Genomic DNA, 22,211 nt, shown 5'->3' with positions numbered 1-22,211 from the left:
TATATCCGGTGTTCATACAAAGGCTACTAAGCGGTGCAAATCATTCGCTTTCTTCCCCCTTGTTCTTTATAGACTCTCCTCAATTGTTATCCTTCTATAATCAAATCCTTTTTCTAAATCTTTCTCAATCTTGATTACAGTAAGTTCAGTCGGTAAAATCTCTACGATAAGATTCGCCCATTCAATTAGGCATACCCCTTCCCCGTAGAAATAGTCCTCGTATCCGATTTCCTCCATCTCTTCCACATCAGCTATGCGATATACATCGAAGTGATAGAGTGGAATTCTTCCCGACTGGTACTCTTGTACAATTGTAAAAGTAGGACTACTGATGGGTTCCTCAATTTGTAACCCATCAGCGAATCCTTGAGTAAAAACGGTCTTACCAACTCCCAAATCACCAAGGAGACAAAACACATCTTTTTTATTCGCTTTTCTTCCAAGATCATATCCAAGCTGATATGTCTCTTTTTCACTAAAACTTTCTATTACCATACTAACTCCAATCTATTTACTTCCTTTAAGTTTACATTTCTTCTCATCTACATGGCTTCGGATTAAGTCCATCAGATCTGATTTCTGTTCTCCCATTTGGGATTTTGGAAGAATATAACCTGTTACTTTTGAGAAATAAATAATAACCAGTTTGTTGGTCTCCACTACCTTAAAGGTATCATTCCAAGATAATTCTGCTTGTTGATCATTCTGCTTAACAACAATTCCATTATCGCTAAATTCATAATCAAGTGGAATCTTAAACATTGGATTTAGGCATACTTGTTGTTTTGCCTTAAAACGTAACTGAATTGGATTTACTATAGTAAATAATGAAGCTATTAATAATAACAATATATTCTGATAAGCATCGGATTTATTAAGACTTATAAGGAAAAATACAAATGCTACTAAGCTAATACCAACTCCTACTAATCCTGCTACACTGGTATATGCATGCCTTAATAAGAATTCATACATCTCTGATACTTTCAGCTCGATCTTTAGGTTTACCCTTTTGTCCATCTTCAAGCTCCTGCCTTTCCTAATCACCGACGCAGGTTTCAAATCCATTATTACGTCGACTTACTTTACTACTTGTATTATAGCAGATACTAGCAAAAAGACAACGGGTAATCCACTAAATCCTACTTCTAAGTGGTTTATAAATATACCAACTTACAATTCCAAGGATAATTCCCTTCACTATGTTAAATGGTGTGATACCAAATAATACGATCGTTCCTAAATCTTTAATTGCTGGTATCATCTGTGAAGATACTCCTATAACCGCATCCATCCCTCCAAATACCTTAGCATATAGCGGAATCATAATAAAATAATTCACTAGCCCACCTATTACTGTCATTGATATAGTAGCGATAGAAAAAGATACAAACGCACGTCCTTTTCCTTTCATTCGTCTGAACAAAAGTGATCCAGGTAATACGAATGCTGAGCAGATCACAAAGTTTGCAAATTCTCCAACACCACCTGTTGTTGTAGCTGTAATTGCTTTGATTAAATTCTTAATTAATTCAACAATAATACCAACCGCTGGTCCATAGAGAATCCCACCTATGATAGCAGGAACGTCACTAAATTCTAACTCTAAAAATCCGATGAATTTGAATGGTAAATGTAATAGCATCAATACATATGCCACTGCCGACAAGAGTGAAATTAACACTAGGTTCTTGGTGGAGAATACCTCCTTACTGGCTAATGAGCCAACCTTTTTTAATTGATTTGTCTTCTCTGTCATTACAATCTCTCCTTATTATTTGCTTTCTCTTGCACGAAATATGTAGTGCGACACCTATGCAAGGCAATCTAAGAAGGTTCTGGAGCGCTTTATCTTATATCCCTTTCTAAAGCTTTATAAGATAAAAAAGCCCTGAACGAAAACATTCAGGGCGTTTGCTATTCATCGTCAATTATTACTATTCTCATCTATAACAATCTAATTATAGCGTGATAATAATATCCAATGTCTTCTTCTCTCATCCAGACTATACTGTCGGTTTTGGAATTGCACCAAATCAACTGCTTAACGCAGTTCGCGGACTTTAACCGCCGGTCGGGAATTTCACCCTGCCCCGAAGAACTATCTTATTCATTTTTGTTTCATCTTGCAGCTTTTCTAAAATCTAATGCTAACGATTCGCAGGTTAGCTTACGCCAGAATGAATGTTTTTCCTTCATTTTACGCGTATCTAAATCCGAAATAGCTGGGTAACCATACAGTTACCTATTAAGATTATAATATACATTTTCTTCTTTTTTGTCAATACGTATATCCATATACACCTTACTCTTTATAACCTTCTTGCTTACCTAAAATAACTGATACATTACTTCTATTACAGCTTCATTGTTAACTGGATTCTCTTCTTAGCTAAATCAACATCCATAACTTTCACATCAACAATATCTCCAACACTCACTACATCAAGAGGATGCTTTACGAACTTCTTATCCGTTAATTGTGAGATATGAACTAATCCATCTTGATGAACCCCGATATCAACAAATGCGCCAAAATCAATAACATTCCTTACTGTACCCTTCAAGATCATACCTTGTGATAGATCTTCCATTGCGAGTACATCCGTGCGTAGAATTGGTTTTGGCATCTCTTCTCTAGGATCTCTTGCTGGTTTTTCTAACTCCTTCACAATATCTTCTAAAGTAATTGTTCCTATACCAAGTTCATTCGCTGTTTTGTTTTTATCTGTAATCTTATTACTAAGTCTCGATAATACCGGTTTACCAGTTTCATCTTTTCTCGTTATATCAGCTAACGTATAACCTAAGGTATCTAATAGTGATTTTGCTGCATCATATGTCTCTGGATGCACACTTGTTGCATCTAACGGATTATCTCCCTCTGCAATTCTCATAAACCCAGCACATTGTTCGTATGCTTTTGGTCCAAGTTTTGCAACCTTCAATAATTGTTTGCGATTTGTGAATCTTCCGTTTTCCTCACGGTACGCAACGATATTCCTTGCTATTACTTTCGTAATACCTGATACATACTCAAGCAGGGAGGCACTTGCCGTATTCAAGTCTACACCTACCTTATTAACACTATCTTCTACAACACCAGATAGTGCTTCTCCAAGTTTTTTCTGGTTCATATCATGTTGATACTGTCCTACACCAATTGCCTTAGGCTCAATCTTAACAAGTTCAGCGAGTGGATCCTGAAGTCTTCTAGCAATAGAGGCAGCACTTCTTTGACCTACGTCAAAGTTAGGAAACTCTTCTGTTGCTAATTTACTTGCTGAGTATACACTAGCTCCAGCTTCATTTACAATTATATATTGAACCGGACGATTCATCTCCTTAATCATATCTGATACGATTAATTCCGATTCTCTAGATGCAGTTCCATTACCAATTGAGATTAATGTTATGTTATATTTCTCAATTAGTGCTTTCACAACTTTCTTCGCTTCCACTACCTTATTCTGTGGTGCGGTAGGGTATACAACTGTTGTATCAAGCACTTTCCCTGTTGGGTCTACTACCGCTAACTTACAACCAGTTCTGAATGCTGGATCCCAACCAAGTACAGTTTGTCCCACAATTGGTGGTTGCATAAGAAGTTGTTCTAAGTTCTTTCCGAATACTTTAATGGCACCATCCTCCGCTTTCTCCGTTAATTCATTACGAATCTCACGTTCGATAGCTGGTGCAATTAATCGGTTGTAACTATCTTCTACTACTTTAACTAATAAACCCGTTGTATAGGCATTGTCCTTACGAATAACTTGCTTTTCTAGATATCTTAAAATCTTCTCTATAGGAGCATTCACTTTAACCGTTAGTATCTTCTCTGACTCGCCACGATTCAAGGCAAGAACACGATGTCCTGCTATCTTAGCAATTGTCTCTTCAAAGTTATAATACATCTCGTATACTGATTCTACTTTCACATCTTTTGCAACAGATGTAATGGTTCCTTCTTGCATCGTTACTTTACGAATATAGATGCGATAATCTGCTTCATCTGAAATACTTTCAGCAATAATATCCATTGCCCCTGCTATTGCATCCTCTACTGTATGAACTTCCTTTTCTTCTGATAGGAACTCTTTCGCCTCTTCTTCCACTGGCTTAGTAAGCATCTGCATTACAATTAGATTAGCAAGTGGCTCTAAACCTTTCTCTTTGGCTATCGTAGCTCTTGTTCTTCTCTTTGGCCTATAAGGGCGGTAAAGATCCTCTACTACTACTAGAGTAGCCGCTTCAAGAATTTGTTTCTTTAATTCTTCTGTAAGTTTGCCTTGTTCTTCTATGCTAGCTAATACAGAAGTCTTCTTATCTTCAAGATTACGTAAGTATAACAATCTTTCATGTAAATTACGTAGCACTTCATCATTCAACGAACCCGTTACTTCCTTACGATATCTAGCAATAAACGGTATGGTGTTCCCTTCATCAATCAGCTTAACAGTAGCTTCTACCTGCTCTAGTCTGATTCCCAATTCGTCTTTTAACTGTTTTAATATATCCATCTAGACAAACTCCTTTACGACTTTCTTATAAATTCTTCTTTACATATCGGGCAAGTTATGCAGATTTTCCCTTTCCCTTTGGGAACGCGAACCGTCTTGCTACACTTTGGGCATTTAAAAAACCGATGTGTTTTATCCTTACTACGTTCTACCCTCTTCGTAAATGTATTACGTATTGGATTCCAAAAAGATAAGAACTTTTGGTTCTCTTCATACCTTTTTCTTGTATTTTTTGAAAATGTTCTGAAATAGCAAAGTAACAACGGTATTAATGCCAACGTCGAAAGCACGTGCGTCTTTGGAAAAATTCCCACTATTGTTAGTATAACCGAAATCACAAGAAGTGCAATAGACAATTGATCCACACCATACCTACCAATCATAACTCTTCTTAACCAATTCATACTGATTCCTCACTTTCTAATTTTCTTATTAATCGCAAAACTCAATACAGTGCTACAAGACTTAAATCTCTTTTGATAAGTTACACTAAGTTACTAGAAATGATAATGCTAAATCAACAGAAATACAATTAAATAATTATTAAAAAAATATATAAGTTAATTCTGTCAAATCTTCAACTGATATGATTGGCTCTTATGGTTATCAACTGATATGATATGCATTTGCAAAATAACTTATAGATTCACTAACATGTTTTTAGCAACTACGTACAATAATTTGCGACGACAAAAAAACCTTCCATAAGATGCATGTCAGAGACGAACGTTTATGTCCGCCTTAAGGCATACTTCGTTGGAAGGTTGTTTTTATTGCCGGCGTATGAATGTACTTAGTTACTAAATATACTTACTTTTAGTTTTGCAAGTGATATTCAGCTACATAAATGCATTCTGTTAAGAACTCCTTTATTATAAACCTAGTGCGAATCTTTCATGAACTGCGTTAGTTGCTACTTCTACTGACTTGTCATCAATTAATACAGTAACGCGAATTTCTGATGTTGCAATCATCTTAATGTTTACTTGTACACCATATAATGCTTCGAACATCTTAGCAGCTACACCTGGATTTGACATCATACCAGCACCAACGATAGATACTTTAGCAACATTTCTTTCAACGTCTACTGATTGACATTTTAAACTTCCTTCGCTGTGTCTCTTAATGATAGCAACTGCTTCATCTACTGCATCTTCTGTTACTGTAAAGCTAATATCTTTTGTTCCTTCACGTCCGATTGATTGAAGAATAATATCAACATTAATGTTATGGTTTGCTAAATGGTTAAATAATTTAAATGCTACCCCTGGTGTATCTTGTAATCCTACTACCGAAATACGTGCTACGTTTCTATCTGCTGCTACTCCACTTACTAACATTTTTTCCATTTTAACTTCCTCCTTGACAACGGTTCCTTCTGATGTATTTAAACTTGAACGTACTACTAGTGATACTCCATATTTCTTAGCCATCTCAACAGATCTGTTGTGTAAAACTCCAGCTCCTAATGTAGCTAAGTCTAACATCTCATCATAAGTAATTTCATCAAGTTTCTTTGCATTCTTTACCATTCTTGGATCAGCCGTATATACACCATCAACATCCGTGTAGATTTCACATGCATCTGCATGCAAAGCTGCAGCAAGAGCAACTGCTGTTGTATCGGATCCCCCTCTTCCAAGCGTTGTATAATCATCATATTGATTTATACCTTGGAAACCTGTAACGATAACAATTTTCTTATCTTCAAGTTCATGTTTAATTCTTTCAGTATCAATACGTTTTAATCTTGAATTCCCATATACTGATGTAGTGTGCATAGCTACTTGGAACGCATTTAACGAAATAGCCGAAACTCCTAACGAATCCATTGCCATAGCCATAAGTGAAACAGAAGTTTGCTCACCAGTTGTTAACAACATATCTAACTCTCTCTTAGAAGCTTTTGGATTAATATCCCTAGCCATATCTAGAAGTACGTCAGTTTGTTTACCCATTGCAGATAATACAACAACTACTTGATTGCCTTTTTGATAGTCTTCAATACATCTTTTAGCAACATTTAAGATTCTTTCCTTGTTTGCTACCGATGTTCCGCCAAATTTTTTTACTATTAGCATAACTGCCTCCTATACTATATACATATTTAGAACGCGTACACAAAAACTTACGCAAAAACACACTTACTAATTGGACATACATAAGTTTATAAAATAATAAATTATTATTTTTCATATGTCATTAATTTATTAACCATTTTATAACCTTCTGCTACATAATTTCCGCTGTCCTTTGCTTCTCTTTCATTATAACTCCATGAAGCCTTCATATCAATTGTGCTGTCATATAAAAGATAAGGAACAGGATCACTGGTATGCGTTCTACACCAGATTGGTGTTGGATGATCTGGCATAACCAACATTCTATATGGCTCTCCCCATGCATCCATCTCAGCTTTTACCACCTTTATTACTCTTTGATCTAGTGATTCTATTGCCGTTATTTTGTTAGGAATACTTCCCTGATGGCCCATCTCATCTGGTGCCTCTACATGGATATAAACAAAATCACATCCATCTTCCTTTAATGCTTTAACAGCAGCATGTGCTTTACCTTCATAATTTGTATGTAACGTACCGTCTGCACCTTCTACTTCTATGTTCATCATGCTTGCTCCAACAGCAATACCCTTTAATAAATCTACTGCTGAAATCATAGCACCCTTTTTCCCTGTCTTCTCTTCAAAGGAATCTAATCTTGGTCTCGTACCTGCTCCCCAGAACCAAATTGAGTTTGCCTTATTCAAACCTTTCTTGGCTCTCTCTACATTCAATGGATGATTATTCAATATATCATAACTTTTTTTCATCATTTCTCTTAGCTTCGTATCTTCTGGTAAATACTCACCAATCACTTTACCAAGTATATCATGTGGAGGAGTTAATTCTACAACTTCTCCTTTATCCCATATGGTTAAATGTCTATAACTTGTTCCTACATAATATTTATATACATCAGTTTCCAGTTCGTTACGGATTGCCTCTAGTAAAACAGCAGCATCTTCTGTAGATATCTCACTGGAACTATGGTCAATAATAGTTTTCTCCTCGTATGGAAGATCATCCTCTGATACAGTTACGATATTACAACGCAAAGCAATATCCGTTGGTTCCATATCCACACCAATACTTAATGCTTCTAAAGGAGAACGCCCTGTATAGTATTTCTTAGGATAGTATCCTAATACAGCAAGGTTGGCTGTATCACTTCCTGGTTTCATACCTTCTGGTATTGTTTGCGCTAGACCAACCTCCGATTTCAACGCTAGGACATCCATCATAGGTGTTTTGGCATATTCAAGTGGCGTTTTCATTCCCAACTCTTCTAGAGGTTCATCCGCCATTCCATCTCCTAATACAACAATATACTTCATGCTTTTTCTCCCTTTCATTAACGGCAGAGCTACCTGCTATATGTATCTAATCAGGCTGCTACTGTAATCTATTATTCACTGATTATTAATCAGAATTAATCTTCACGAGTACCAGTTAACAAATGTAGGTGTAGTAAGCTGCCCTAGCATTTATTAATTGGTGCTTACGGAGATTCTGACTACATAATGATTGTACCATTTACTAGAATCCAACACGAATTCTGTTAAGCATATTCGTTAATTCTGATTGCTTTTGAGCAAATTCGCCTTCTGCAATTTCCCCTGTAATGAAAGCATATTCACCAGCAATAACTTCTTCCACATCAGTAACTGCACCAAAAAGTTCATTTACTTTGGCAATGTTCATATTCTTATCTCCTGATAAACGAACGAAGAATTTTTGTTTTGCTTTCTTGATATCAGATAACTCTAATTTCTTATTACTCCATATAGTCATTATATTCGTTCCAAGATGTTTTGCTGCATCCACAACGTCAGCAACAACAGCGCTTGCTGTAGGTAATTTACCAGCCCCTCTACCGTAGAACATAACATCTCCAAGTACATTACCACTAACGAAGATTCCGTTGAATACATCGTTAACACCTGCTAACGGATGTTCTTCACTAATCATCATTGGTGAAACCATAGCGAATACTTCATCATTCACTTTCTTACTTGTTCCAAAAAGCTTAATACTTGCATTCAATGCTTTTGCATACTTCATATCTACATCTGTAATCTTTGTGATTCCTTCTGTATAGATATCTTCATAATCTACTTGCATACCAAATGCTAATGAAGATAGAATAGCAATCTTTCTACATGCATCATAACCTTCAACGTCGGCTTCCGGATTACGTTCTGCATACCCTTTGTCCTGAGCGTCTTTTAACACTTCATCAAAGGCAAGACCTTCTTTACTCATCTTAGTTAAGATATAGTTAGTCGTTCCGTTAAGGATTCCTGTAATCTCTTCAATTTCATCCGCAGTTAAGGATTGATTCAATGGGCGAATAATTGGAATTCCTCCACCAACACTTGCCTCAAACAAGAAGTTAATGTGTTTGCTCTTAGCTATCTCTAATAGCTCTGCACCGTGTTTTGCAACCAATTCTTTATTAGAAGTACATACGCTCTTTCCTGCTTGTAACGCTTTCTTAACAAAAGTATAAGCTGGTTCAACACCACCCATCACTTCTACAATAATCTGTACATCTGGATCATTAAGAATAACGTCATAATCATGTACGATTTTTTCTTGTATTGGATCCCCCGGGAAATCCCTTAAGTCTAAAACGTATTTAATATTAATTTCATTTCCAGCTTTTTTATTGATACTTTCTTGGTTGGTATTCAAGACTTCTACAACACCCGAACCAACCGTACCATAACCTAACACACCGATATTTAACATATTAATAACCATGCCTTTCCATAACCTGCAAACCTTGGAATGCAGGCACATATTTGCATGTGAAAGATTCCTCTTTCACACTACTCTCTAGCTAATATTTTTAAATAATGAATTCCATCTAATCCTTCAACCGCATCTATTAGCGCAGACAAACTTACACTTGATGGAAGAACTTCTACACTGATAGTAACCATAGCGATTCCATTAACCGGTATACTTTGATGTATTGTTAATATATTTGCTCCATTTTGCGCTACAAGATTAAGAACCCTAGACAATAATCCAGGTTCATCATCCATTTGTAACATAAATGTAATTGTCTTACCTCTAGAATTATCATGAAACGGAAAGATATCGTCTTTATATTTATAAAACGAACTTCGACTTATACCAACTGTATCAGTTGCTTCTTGAACAGTAATAACCTTTTCTGAATCCAGCAAATGTTTTGCTTCAACTACTTTAAGAAGTACTTCAGGAACTGCTTTTTTCTTTACAATAAAGTATTTGTCCTCTTCTAACTTATTATTCATAACCGCTCCTATTCACCTACTTTGGTGTTTGTACAGGAAACACACTTGTTTTTCCTAGGAAGATATTAACACACTTCCTTAGCGAATGCAACCTTTTTATAAATATTCTCCAAAATGCATAAAAAAAGACAAGTTTCTGACATATATTCTCGTAATAATTCAAAAATACACATCAAATTCCTATCTTTTCATATTATATATTACATGTCAATTGTCGCATTATGACTTAAGCATGTATTTTTATTAGCTACCCTTGGGCTTCTGAAGCAACTTTTTCAAGCGCTCCCTTTTCCGCCTCACTCAATATACCGTCCAAATTTAATAATACAACTAACCGCTTATCCACATCTGCAACATAATTAATATAGGCTGTACTCTCTGCTCGAATAATAGCTGGTGCTTCATGAATATTACTTCCTGGGATTTCTACAATCTCATTAACAGAGTCAACTTCAAACGCCATCATTATATCTTTCGATTTTGTAACAATTAATTTCGTATCCTCATCAACAGACTTTTTAGAAAGGCCAAATTTACTTCTCAAGCTATACACAGGAATAACATCGCCTCTAAGATTAATAATACCTTCAATATAACTTGGTGCATTCGGAATCGGCACAATATCCATGTACTTTTCAATTGCCTTAACATACAATATGCCCAAACCAAACTCTTCGTTTCCTAATTTAAATATGACTTGCTTCGTGTTATCCATACTTACTCCTCCTTATTTTTACCCATACTTACCCACTTCAGGTATGCATTAATAAAAGGATCAATATTTCCATCGAGAACACTAATCGCATTACCTACTTCTTCATTTGTCCTATGATCCTTTACCATTGTATACGGTTGCATTACATAAGAACGAATCTGACTTCCCCATCCAATTTCCTTTTGTTCTCCTCGAATACCAGATTCTTTCTCTAAATTCTCTTGTTGCTTAAGTAGATATAACTTTGCCTTTAACATCTGCATGGCTTTATCTTTGTTTTGAAATTGTGATCGTTCATTCTGACATTGTACTACAATACCTGATGGCATATGTGTAATACGTATCGCAGAGGATGTTTTGTTGATATGCTGTCCTCCAGCACCACTAGCTCGATATGTGTCGATTCTAATATCATCATCCTTGATTTCAATATCTATATCATCTTCTATATCTGGCATTACATCACAGGACACAAAAGATGTCTGACGCTTTCCAGCTGCATTAAATGGAGATATTCGCACAAGTCGATGCACCCCTCGCTCCGACTTAAGATACCCATATGCATTCTCACCATTCACCTGTAATGTAACAGATTTCACGCCAGCTTCTTCACCATCTAGATAATCAAGGACTTCTGTTGTAAAACCTTTCTTATCTGCCCAGCGCTGATACATTCTGAATAACATATTAGCCCAATCGCAGCTCTCTGTGCCACCTGCACCTGCATGTAAAGTAATAATTGCGTTATCTTTATCATACTCTTCTGATAACAATGTTGCAACACGTAAGCTTTCGAATTCTCTAATAAATTCATTCACCGCTTCTTCTACTTCCGCTACTAAATCAGGGTCACTTTCCTCATACCCCATTTCTATGAGGGTCTGGGCATCTTCGTAAGCTTGTACTAACTCATCAAACTTTTCAATCGTAGCCTTTAATTCCTTAATTTCCTTCATATAATCTTGAGATGCTTTCGCATCTTCCCAGAAGGATGGCTTCTCCATGATTTCTTCAATCTCTTGGACTCTTAGCTTCTTATTTGCTAAGTCAAAGTGAATCCCCCACTTCTTTTAGTGGCTTCTCATACGTACTTAACGTATATTTGTATTGATCTAATTCTACCACTGCTTTCACCTCTTTCATTTTAATAAATTATAAATACTTGACTACTAATGTTAAATAAGGTAAAAGGGACGTATTTAATCTCCGTCCCTTTCCATTATATTATCTGTTTACTTAATAATTCTTACCACAACATTGTTTGTATTTCTTACCACTACCGCATGGGCATGGATCGTTTGGTTGAACTTTCTTACCAGTACGTTTAACTGGTCCTTTAGCTGAATCATCCTTGTTTGTTCCAGTAACTTTCGCTACTTCTTCTCTTTCTACGTTCTGCTCGATTCTTACATGCATTAATGCACGAATGGTATCTTCAGAAATCGCTTCAATCATTTCATCAAACATTTCAAATCCCATGAATTTGAATTCAACAAGTGGATCTCTTTGACCATATGCTTGTAAGCCAATACCTTGACGTAATTGATCCATATCATCGATATGATCCATCCATTTTCTATCAATAACCTTTAACAAGATAACACGTTCAATTTCTCTTAACTGTTCAATCTCAGGGAACTCTGCCTCTTTTGTCTCATACAATTTAACAGCTTTTTCTTTTAACTCTTGAATTAACGTGTCTTTCTTCATTGTTTCTAATTGTTCTTTTGATAATACAACTTCTTCTATCGGTATTACTGGTAATAATAACTCGTTTAATCCTGTCAAATCCCAATCTTCTGGTAATTGATCATCACTTATGCAACGGTTAACAAACTTCTCTACAATGTCAGTAATCATCTTATAGATAGCATCTCTCATACTCTCGCCATCAAGAACTTTTCTACGCTCAGTGTAGATAATTTCTCTTTGGTCATTATTAACTTGATCGTATTCAAGAAGATTCTTTCTGATTCCAAAGTTATTGTTTTCAATCTTAGTCTGTGCTTTCTCAATTGCATTCGATAACATCTTATGTTCGATTTGTTCACCATCAGGAAGTCCTAGTGAATTGAACATACTCATTAACTTCTCAGAACCGAATAAACGCATAAGATCATCTTCAAGAGAGATGAAGAATCTTGATTCACCTGGGTCACCTTGACGACCTGCACGACCTCTTAACTGGTTATCAATACGTCTAGATTCATGTCTTTCTGTACCAATAATTTTAAGACCACCTACAGCAGTCACACCTTCACCAAGTTTGATATCCGTACCACGACCAGCCATGTTTGTAGCGATTGTAACCACCCCTGGTTGACCTGCATCTGCAACAATTTCTGCTTCTAATTCATGGAATTTCGCATTCAACACTTTGTGCTGAATACCTTTCTTTTTAAGAAGTTCACTAATTTCTTCTGAAGCCTCAATTGTTATAGTACCAACAAGTACTGGCTGCCCCTTCTTATGACTTTCAATAATATCATCAATTACTGCATGTAACTTCTCACGTTTTGTTTTATAGACAGCATCTTGTCTATCAATTCTGGCAATTGGAACATTGGTAGGAACTACAATTACGTCCATACCATAGATATCTCTGAATTCTCTTTCTTCTGTTAAGGCTGTACCAGTCATACCCGATTTCTTTTGGTATTTGTTAAAGAAGTTCTGGAATGTAATTGTTGCTAGGGTTTTACTTTCTCTCTTTACCTTAACTTTTTCTTTTGCTTCAATTGCTTGATGTAAACCATCTGAATAACGACGACCCGGCATAATACGTCCAGTAAATTCATCTACAATTAATACTTGATCATCCTTAACAACATAATCTTTATCTTTGAACATTAAGTTATGCGCACGTAAAGCAAGAATGATATTGTGTTGAATTTCAAGATTTTCTGGGTCAGAAAAGTTTTCAATATTAAAGAATTTTTCTACTTTATGAACGCCTTCTTCTGTTAAACTTACATTCTTGTCCTTTTCATTAACAATAAAGTCGCCTTCTTCTTCGATCTCTTCTTTCATGATAGCTGCCATCTTAGTTAATTCAGCACTTTCTTTACCGCGCTCTAATTGTCTAGCTAATACATCACATGCTTCATATAACTTAGTAGACTTACCACTTTGTCCAGATATAATTAATGGTGTTCTAGCTTCATCGATTAATACAGAGTCAACCTCATCAATGATGGCATAGTGTAATCCACGCATAACCAGTTGTTCCTTATAGATAACCATGTTATCTCTTAAGTAATCAAATCCTAGTTCGTTGTTCGTTGCATATGTGATATCACATGCGTAAGCTTCACGTCTCTCGTCATTAGTCATACTATTAAGTACAACGCCAACTGTTAAGCCTAAGAATTGGTGAACTTTTCCCATCTCTTCGGCATCACGATGTGCTAAGTAATCATTTACTGTTACTATGTGGACACCTTGTCCTTCTAAGGCATTCAAATAAGCTGGTAATGTAGACACTAATGTTTTACCTTCACCAGTTTTCATTTCTGTAATTCTTCCTTGATGAAGAATTACACCACCGATTAACTGAACACGATAGTGTCTTAATCCTAGAACTCTTTTAGAAGCCTCACGCACTGTTGCATATGCTTCTACTAATATATCATCAAGTGTTTCGCCTTTTTCTAAACGAGCTTTAAATTCTTTGGTTTTATTTCTTAATTCATCATCCGTAAGTTTTACAAACTCCGGTTCTAATGCTTCGATTCTATCTACAATTGGATTTATTCTTTTTAATTCACGTTCACTATGTGTCCCAAATACTTTATTTATTAATCCCATTTCTTTTCACTCCTATAATATTGGTGATGTTCAAACTATTTTCTATTGTAACATTAGTCCCTACACTATTCAACTAATTTTTTTAAACAACCTCCATTCTTTTACATTATATATACACAAACTTAATCATTTTTCCATTATGCGGCAAATAATCACGGAAAAAGTCAAGGGAGAAGAACTTTAATAAGTACCTTCTCCCTTGACCTATATATTATTATAGTTATCTCTAGAATTCTGGTTCAATCAAACCAAATGTATTACCTTTGCGTTTGTAAACAACATTAACTTCATCAGTATCTGCATTTTTGAATACAAAGAAGTTATGTCCTAATAAATCCATCTGGATACATGCTTCCTCTGCATCCATTGGTTTAATTGCAAATCTCTTCGTACGAATAATATTAACCTCTTCATCTTCATGATCATCTTCAACATCATCAACAAATGCTTGATTAAAATTGATAGATGATTGTTTTTGTTGAATTAATTTATTCTTATATTTTCTCAATTGACGTTCAATAACTTCTTCAACTAAGTCAATTGATACATACATATCTGTGCTAACTTGCTCAGCTCTAACAATATTTCCTTTCATCGGAATTGTTACTTCTATTTTTTGTCTCTCTTTCTCAACACTTAGAGTTACATGGATTTCTGTTTCAGGAGTGAAATACCTTTCTAGTTTACCGATCTTTTCGTAAACTGCTGTTTTAAGTCCTTCTGTTACGTCAATGTTTTTACCACTTATAATATAACGCATAATGTCCAACTCCTTCTGCTTTCAATTAGAAAACGACATCTGCTATCGCTTATGTCTTTCCCCTTATATATTAACTAGCTTTCGCCTATTAATATCATACTTATCATAAAGTCTTTTCATATTGCATAGTTTGTATACATCTAATATTTACTAAAATTACTATGTATTTGTTATATATGTATTATACCATAATTATAAAATTTATCAAGAGATTTTATAGTATTTTAACAAACATATTTCTAATATATTTGTAATTGTCTGATTTAATGGATTAATAGTTAATAATTAACCTAATATTCTCTGATTTAAAAACACATTCTTAATATTATTTGACAATACTAATGTCAAGAAAAATAACCGAAAAATTACGTCAAATGTATTTTTTATCAAAAAAAACAAAACACACATTCTATATTGACATAGTTATCCATACACAGATTCTACCTCATACACTGTGGATAATGTGGATAACTCCGTGCATAACTCAAAATGCCCATAAAATATGGCTTGTACAATGTGGATAACTTTATTCATAATCCACATCCTCAAAAGTCGAATTTTACATTTTTTACTAATTCCAACAATGACATTGTGCATATTGCCAGTACCCATAAATCAACTACTTTTTTATAAATTTAAATTGAATTTCTATTTCTATTATTGTCACATATCTTGTCTTATTTGTTAGACAACTTACCTCCCTTATATACCTTTTATGACAATTATAAATGAGCAGTAATGAAAAAAAACGGATACACATATTAAAATATGCGAATCCGTTTTTATTATATGTTTATATTCAATTATATTCTTATTAGCGCACAATTCTTCTGGCTGTATAAGGTGTTCTGTAGTTTACAGAAGAAGTCTTAATACCTGTTCTTGGATTACTAGCATGTACTACTCTTCCACCACCGATATAGATGGCAACATGATTAATTCTTCCTGATCCACCCGTATAGAATACTAAGTCTCCAGGTTGTAAAGATCCCATATCTACTCTGGTACCTGCTGTAGACTGTGATGAAGAGGTTCTTGGTAAACTATAACCAAAACTCTTATAAACCGACAGTACAAAGCCTGAACAGTCAGCACCATTTGTTAAGCTTGTACCACCATATACATAAGGGTTACCAATAAATTTTTGTGCATATGCTGCAATATCATTACCAGTGCCTGATCCCTTAGGCGCTTCTGTATTAGAAGAGCTATTTGATGAACTTGAACTGTTTGAACTACTTGAATTGTTTGAGCTTGAATTGCTTGAACTTGAGTTACTTGAACCCGAATTGCTTGATGATGAATTTGAGCTACTTGATGAACTTGAATTGCTTGATGATGAATTGTTTTGTTGTTGCTTTTGCTCTTCTTGTTCTCTTTGTAACCTAGCTGCTTGTTCTTCTTCTGCCTTACGAGCCTCTTCTTCCGCTTTTTTCTTAGCTTCTTCTTCTTTTATAGAAATAGCAGTTTCAAATTCAACCGTAATATCTACAAAATCTTTTGATACATAACCAACTACACCATTATCTTCGTCCTCGTCAGAGCCACCATCAATAGAAACTTTAACCCATTCATCATACTCTTTAAGCACAACATAGGATTCTCCGATTGGAATCATAGTTAATACTCTAGAGTCAGTACTTTTCTTTTCTCTAACTTTCAATGTAGTTGTATTAACTGTTGCAATTTTAGTACCGTATTTTTCTACTAACTCTTCTGCATCAAATCCAATTGCTAAATATTCCGCATTAATGTATCCTTCTACATCACCAGATTTAATTTTAACCCAATCACCTTTTGTTTCAAGGATGGTTGCTGCAGAACCTTTATATAATTTACCCATTACCTCAGAATCGGTATTCGCTTTTTTTCTTACATTAACATATGTAGGGGCAACTGAGATACCAACATTAGCGTATTCAGAAACTGGTTCTTCAACTTCTTCTTCCTTCACATCTTCTGCTTCGGAATCATCGTTCTTTACGTCGTCTGTTAAATCACTTTCTATATCCTCAGTTGTTTTTTCATCATTATCTGTAATTGCAGCTTCTTCTCCAACCATTCTAGCTGAAAGAACACCAACAACCTCACTATCTCTTACTACATTACGAGCACTACTGTTATCACCAAGTGATAGTTCAATACCAGCTACACCTATCTCACCTGTAAAGGATACCGCCTTTGTATTCACGATAGAACTAGTACATAATACTACAGTTGCTGCTAGACAAATTGAAGTCCGTTTTAAAACCGCTCTTTTCATTCGAATACCTCCATATATTAAATATCTATTGTAATTGTTACGAATTTGTTAATTAAACACTTGCTAATTATAACAAAATTTATCATTTTTGTCAATACTGTGTCATTTTTTTATTATACTGAATTAACAAATTATATACAATTGCAAATCAGAAATTATCAAGTTGATCAATAAATTCCTGATTTAATATATTTCCGGCAGTATCTTTTCCTTTTATTTATTAAGCAAATTCATTTAAATATTTTTCTACAGCTGTAATCGCATTAGCACCATCTGCTGCTGCTGTAATAATTTGTTTTAAAGGCTTTGTACGAATATCGCCCGCTGCATAAATGCCAGGTACATTTGTTTCACAATCTTCATTAGCAACAATATAGCCTGCTTCATCCATTGCAACCACACCCTTATACACATCACTGTTTGGTAGATTTCCTACTGCAATAAACACGCCATTCGTCTCTATTCTTCTTTGTTCTTTTGTTTCACGATTTGTAATTTGGACAGCTTCAACAAGATCATTACCTTCAATCTTGTCTACAACACTATCCCAAATTATTTCAACATTCTCCATCGACATAAGTCGATTGCATAAGGTTTTTGCTGCACGGAATTCGTGTCTTCTATGAACCACATAAACCTTCTTACAAAGACGAGCCAAAAAGATTGCATCTTCTACAGCTACATCTCCACCACCTACTACAACAGTCGTTTTATTTCTAAAAAAAGCACCATCGCAAGTTGCACAATAAGAAACTCCCATTCCTGATAACTGTAACTCACCATCAACGCCAAGTTTGCGATAAGCTGCACCCGTAGCAATAATTACTGATTTAGCTTCATACTCTTCATTATTATCAAGGGTAATCTTCTTTACACCATCAACTACTTCAAACTTCGTAACATCACCGGTTACAAACTGTGCACCAAGGCCATCGCAATGAGTTCTGAACTTCTCAGCTAATTCGAACCCACTGATTCCAGGTAAACCTGGATAATTGTCAACTTCATACGTGTTGATAATTTGTCCTCCACTCATTGGATTCTTCTCAATAATAAGGGTATTTAATTCTGCTCTTTGTGCGTAAATACCTGCTGCTAAACCAGCAGGGCCTGAGCCAATAATAATAACATCATATATCATAATAATTTTCCTTTCTCTCTTCAATTTTTCTAAATTCTTACTTATATCTATCCCCAATTACTAAAATCTAATTCACCATCTATACTCCACTAGACAAACAGTTCATTTGCGAACATTAGTCCTAAACATATTATAATACCAGCAATTAACGTAATCGAGAACATACCACTATCTTTCTGTGCAATAGCCACTAATTCCTCTGGTCCATCCGATTCTTTTATAAGTGTTCCTGCTTTTTTCGAGAAAATTCCCTTCACATGATGCCACCTACCAGTGTTTTGTGCAATTGTTTTATATACCACATAAGCTAATATAGAAGCAATAATCGCTGATACAATATAATAGCCCATACTAGACATTATCGCTTCTCTTGTATCCATATCAGCAATGTCTACATAACCTTCCATATTACCACTTACCTCTTGCAAGAACTTAGTAATCTTTGGTGCTAGATATGTCATAATTACCGAATTCCCATTGATAATAAAGTGTACAACCATCGTTGACACAATGGAGTCTGTAGCTTCAATTAATAGCGCAAATACGATACCCATGGCAAATGCATAAGAAAACTGATTGAAGTTCTGATGCATGATACCAAACAAAAATGCACTTAAGAATATTGCCACTTGTATGTTTGATTTACGATACTCATTATAGAATACGCCTCTGAATATTGTTTCTTCAAACACGCATGGTATAAAAGCAATTACAAACACACTTAGAAACAATGGATTATCACTTACGATACTTGTAATGGTATCTTGAATCATATTCTGTGAAAATAATAAGGAAATTGCATTAATTAAATTCATTATTGGCATTATTAAAAATGCAAAAATGATACATAGAACTAAATTTGCCGGACTAACTTTCTTTAATCGGATCGCTCTTTTTAGATTTATTCGAGATGTTACTATGTATACCGCCGATGGAAGTAACAGCAACATCTGATTCACTAACATCAAGAGAAAAGAATTATCAATAACCAGGCGTAATCCTTCTATAATGAAAGCGGATGCTATACTAACTAGTACGGTACATAAAAAAACAATCCCTACCGTCTTTTTATTGTTCATAAAGTTTCGCTCCTATAATTTTCTGATATATATATTAATCCATTCATTATCTAGGAACTCTTGCCTACTGTCCTTCGTTATGAATACATCAATAATCTCTATATTCTGTTTTTCTCTACATTGTTCTAATACACTATGGAAAGTATCTTCCGTATATGCGAAAAAATTAATATCACTATTAAAACCTATAAAGTCCCCATAGCGAAAAGACATATACATAACGCCTTCTGATTTTAAGCAATCAAACACTCTTTGTAATGTTACCGGTAATTTATCTGGATCTTCATGAACCAATGAAGCACAAGCCCATACACCATCAAACACCTCATTAAAATCTAGTTGATCATACGTTAAGTTCAAAACTTCCTGGCCAACATGGATCTGTGCCAATTCACACATCTTCCTTGCACCATCTAAAGAAGTAACATCAAATCCTTCTTCCACTAAGAACAAACTATCTCTCCCAGACCCACAACCAAGGTCTAAAACGGCCCCTCCAACAGGTAGTAATTCCATAAATTGTTTTAATTGCTCTTGCATAGTCACGTTCACTGTCTTTTCATAATACTCCGAAGCGAACCGATTATAATAGTCTATCGAGTCCAACACAACTCCTCCTTTCAGTTATTTGTATTATAACAAATCTACTAGTAGTTTGCACTATGATAATTAACTCATAATAGTAACATTACATATATTATATAAATGGGGACTTTCTACGAAAGCCCCCATCTATACTCTATTATTGATTGTTTGATACATATTCCTCAATACGTTCGATATCCTCAGGTTCATAAGCAATTATATCTAATTGATCAATTACTCCCTCTGAAAATACACGCGCTAAAGATACATATTGGGACAATTTAGATTTCAGATTAAGGCGATCTCCCTCCTCTGAAACTAATTCTACTTTTCCTTTACAGGAATCAATCATCTTAAAGAATGCTTCCATATCTGATATATTCGTAATCTTCAACTTGTACTCCTGCTCCTTTCACAAAATATAATATTACTTGTATCTATTCATACTGATAAAAAATCCGCATAACTTGTTTTCTATTGTTTAATGGCAATGGCTTCTATTTCTATAAGTACGTCTTTTGGTAACCTAGCAACTTCAACACATGAACGTGATGGATAGTTATCCGTAAAATATCTCGCATACACTTCATTAATCTTAGCAAAATCATTCATATCTTTAATGAATACTGTAGTTTTAATTACTTTATCCATGCTTGAACCAGATTCTTCAATAAGAGCTTTTAGATTCTTAAGAGCTTGTTCTGCTTGTTCTTCTACCGCTCCTGTAACTAATGTGCCATCAGCCGGATTAATAGGAATCATACCAGATGTATAAATCACTCCATTAACTTCAACCGCTTGCGAGTAAGGTCCAATTGCTTGTGGTGCTTTATCTGTACTAATAATTGTCTTCATTCTAAGTCCTCCTATATAAATCCTTCATTCTATCTACTTATTATATACCATAATTTATAATTTTACAGTACTAAAATAAAATTGTTTCAATCTTAATCCCATGCATGTCCCAAGCAAGCTTACATTACTTTACAAATAGTGAACGATAAATTCCTTCTATCTAAAACCCCAAAACAATGTTATAATGTAACTTATGGAAAGTAGCAAAGCTACTTTCAGGGGTTTCACGTAGTGAAAGACCAGTACTCCGCAGGAGTCATAAGTTAACGAGGGAAATTACAACGTAATTTCTCGAGTCTATTTTATTTTTTAACTTTCTTTGAAAGTAGCAAAGCTACTTCCAGGGGTTTCACGTAGTGAAAGACCAGTACTCCGCAGGAGTCATAAGTTAATGAGCAGAAAGGTATGATTAGTAATGTATAGTTTTACAAATAGAGTTCGCTATAGCGAAGTAGACATAAACAGACAGTTAGATCTAGCTGGAATAATAAACTATTTTCAGGATTGTACTACCTTTCAATCTGAAGATCTACATGTGGGTATTGATTACATGAATGAAGTAAAACGTGCATGGATGTTAAGCTCTTGGCAAATCATCGTAAACCGTAATCCTATTTTCGGAGAGTCTATAACCACATCTACATGGGCATATGGTTTTGACAGTATGTTTGGTTACCGTAATTTCACTATAACAGATGCGTCTAATGAGGTTTGTGCTTATGCAAACTCAATTTGGATTCTAGTAGATCTGGATACGGGACATCCTGTTAAACTTGACGAAAAAATCACGTCAGCATACCCATTAAAAGATTGCATTGATATGGATTACGCACCTAGGAAGATTAAAATACCTAGTGAATTACAAGAAGGACAACCTATTATTGTTGCCAGTTCATTCCTAGATACTAATAATCATGTAAATAATGGACAATATATTAAGATAGCAGAAGAATTGCTTCCGGAAGATTTTATTACGCATGAACTGCGTGCAGATTACCGTACATCAGCTCTTCTTGGTGATACGATTATTCCTAAGTACACGATATCCGATAAGGAATGTATTGTTACACTCTGTATGCCAAATGGAAAACCATATGCGATAATACAATTTATAGCATAATAACTTATTATAGAAAGGA

20 protein-coding genes and 1 riboswitch are annotated in these 22,211 nt (G+C 35.0%); of the genes, 1 reads left to right on the top strand and 19 read right to left on the bottom strand.

Features of this window, described 5'->3' with window-relative positions; genetic code table 11:
- Positions 1-66: 66 nt before the first annotated feature.
- The 19 genes from tsaE to BUB90_RS10640 form a co-directional block, all read right to left on the bottom strand.
- Complete coding sequence (gene tsaE / locus BUB90_RS10730) at positions 67-495, bottom strand: tRNA (adenosine(37)-N6)-threonylcarbamoyltransferase complex ATPase subunit type 1 TsaE (RefSeq protein WP_073287427.1); 429 nt, start codon at positions 493-495, stop codon at positions 67-69.
- Positions 496-507: 12 nt separating this feature from the next.
- Complete coding sequence (locus tag BUB90_RS10725; protein ID WP_073287424.1) at positions 508-1,020, bottom strand: YcxB family protein; 513 nt, start codon at positions 1,018-1,020, stop codon at positions 508-510.
- A gap of 115 nt (positions 1,021-1,135) precedes the next feature.
- On the bottom strand, positions 1,136-1,759 hold the full coding sequence (locus tag BUB90_RS10720) for an ECF transporter S component (protein ID WP_073287421.1): 624 nt from the start codon (positions 1,757-1,759) through the stop codon (positions 1,136-1,138).
- Between the two features lie 226 nt (positions 1,760-1,985).
- Positions 1,986-2,105, bottom strand: a riboswitch (FMN riboswitch).
- A gap of 252 nt (positions 2,106-2,357) precedes the next feature.
- Positions 2,358-4,520 carry a Tex family protein gene (locus BUB90_RS10715; RefSeq protein ID WP_073287419.1) on the bottom strand — a complete coding sequence of 721 codons (2,163 nt, stop codon included), beginning with the start codon at positions 4,518-4,520 and terminating at the stop codon, positions 2,358-2,360.
- A gap of 14 nt (positions 4,521-4,534) precedes the next feature.
- Positions 4,535-4,924 carry a hypothetical protein gene (locus BUB90_RS10710; RefSeq protein ID WP_073287416.1) on the bottom strand — a complete coding sequence of 130 codons (390 nt, stop codon included), beginning with the start codon at positions 4,922-4,924 and terminating at the stop codon, positions 4,535-4,537.
- 468 nt (positions 4,925-5,392) lie between these two features.
- Positions 5,393-6,604: an aspartate kinase gene (locus BUB90_RS10705; RefSeq protein ID WP_073287413.1), complete on the bottom strand. Its 1,212-nt coding sequence runs from the start codon at positions 6,602-6,604 to the stop codon at positions 5,393-5,395.
- 104 nt (positions 6,605-6,708) lie between these two features.
- Complete coding sequence (locus BUB90_RS10700) at positions 6,709-7,917, bottom strand: cofactor-independent phosphoglycerate mutase (protein ID WP_073287410.1); 1,209 nt, start codon at positions 7,915-7,917, stop codon at positions 6,709-6,711.
- 202 nt (positions 7,918-8,119) lie between these two features.
- On the bottom strand, positions 8,120-9,334 hold the full coding sequence (locus tag BUB90_RS10695; RefSeq protein WP_073287496.1) for a homoserine dehydrogenase: 1,215 nt from the start codon (positions 9,332-9,334) through the stop codon (positions 8,120-8,122).
- An 80-nt stretch (positions 9,335-9,414) separates the two neighbouring features.
- Complete coding sequence (locus BUB90_RS10690; protein WP_073287407.1) at positions 9,415-9,867, bottom strand: ACT domain-containing protein; 453 nt, start codon at positions 9,865-9,867, stop codon at positions 9,415-9,417.
- Positions 9,868-10,114: 247 nt separating this feature from the next.
- On the bottom strand, positions 10,115-10,582 hold the full coding sequence (locus BUB90_RS10685) for a chemotaxis protein CheW (protein ID WP_073287404.1): 468 nt from the start codon (positions 10,580-10,582) through the stop codon (positions 10,115-10,117).
- A 2-nt stretch (positions 10,583-10,584) separates the two neighbouring features.
- Positions 10,585-11,707, bottom strand: a protein-coding gene (prfB, locus tag BUB90_RS10680) for a peptide chain release factor 2 (RefSeq protein WP_139241743.1) whose coding sequence is annotated in 2 segments (ribosomal slippage) — positions 10,585-11,631 and positions 11,633-11,707 — 1,122 coding nt in all. Because the reading frame shifts where the segments join, the coding sequence is not laid out codon by codon here.
- Positions 11,708-11,818: 111 nt separating this feature from the next.
- On the bottom strand, positions 11,819-14,389 hold the full coding sequence (gene secA, locus BUB90_RS10675) for a preprotein translocase subunit SecA (protein ID WP_073287401.1): 2,571 nt from the start codon (positions 14,387-14,389) through the stop codon (positions 11,819-11,821).
- A gap of 226 nt (positions 14,390-14,615) precedes the next feature.
- Positions 14,616-15,149 carry a ribosome hibernation-promoting factor, HPF/YfiA family gene (gene hpf / locus BUB90_RS10670; RefSeq protein WP_073287398.1) on the bottom strand — a complete coding sequence of 178 codons (534 nt, stop codon included), beginning with the start codon at positions 15,147-15,149 and terminating at the stop codon, positions 14,616-14,618.
- Positions 15,150-15,963: 814 nt separating this feature from the next.
- Positions 15,964-17,412, bottom strand: coding sequence for a C40 family peptidase (locus BUB90_RS10665; protein WP_084139198.1), 1,449 nt, complete (start codon positions 17,410-17,412; stop codon positions 15,964-15,966).
- Between the two features lie 220 nt (positions 17,413-17,632).
- The gene (gene trxB, locus BUB90_RS10660; RefSeq protein WP_073287396.1) at positions 17,633-18,553 is read right to left on the bottom strand and encodes a thioredoxin-disulfide reductase; all 921 of its coding nucleotides are present in this window, start codon (positions 18,551-18,553) and stop codon (positions 17,633-17,635) included.
- An 89-nt stretch (positions 18,554-18,642) separates the two neighbouring features.
- Positions 18,643-19,632, bottom strand: a complete 990-nt coding sequence (locus BUB90_RS10655; protein ID WP_073287393.1) for a CPBP family intramembrane glutamic endopeptidase — start codon at positions 19,630-19,632, stop codon at positions 18,643-18,645.
- 12 nt (positions 19,633-19,644) lie between these two features.
- On the bottom strand, positions 19,645-20,238 hold the full coding sequence (locus tag BUB90_RS10650; RefSeq protein WP_073287390.1) for a class I SAM-dependent methyltransferase: 594 nt from the start codon (positions 20,236-20,238) through the stop codon (positions 19,645-19,647).
- Positions 20,239-20,374: 136 nt separating this feature from the next.
- Positions 20,375-20,611, bottom strand: coding sequence for a polya polymerase (locus tag BUB90_RS10645; RefSeq protein WP_073287387.1), 237 nt, complete (start codon positions 20,609-20,611; stop codon positions 20,375-20,377).
- A gap of 80 nt (positions 20,612-20,691) precedes the next feature.
- A complete protein-coding gene (locus BUB90_RS10640; protein ID WP_073287384.1) occupies positions 20,692-21,072 on the bottom strand; it encodes a RidA family protein in 381 nt (126 codons plus the stop codon).
- A gap of 415 nt (positions 21,073-21,487) precedes the next feature.
- Here BUB90_RS10640 and BUB90_RS10635 point away from each other — a divergent pair, with 415 nt between their 5' ends.
- A complete protein-coding gene (locus tag BUB90_RS10635) occupies positions 21,488-22,192 on the top strand; it encodes an acyl-[acyl-carrier-protein] thioesterase (protein ID WP_073287381.1) in 705 nt (234 codons plus the stop codon).
- The last annotated feature ends 19 nt before the right edge of the window (positions 22,193-22,211 follow it).

The organism is Anaerosporobacter mobilis DSM 15930 (assembly GCF_900142955.1).
Lineage (GTDB): Bacteria > Bacillota > Clostridia > Lachnospirales > Lachnospiraceae > Anaerosporobacter > Anaerosporobacter mobilis.
This window is presented reverse-complemented; position numbering and strand designations above follow the sequence as displayed.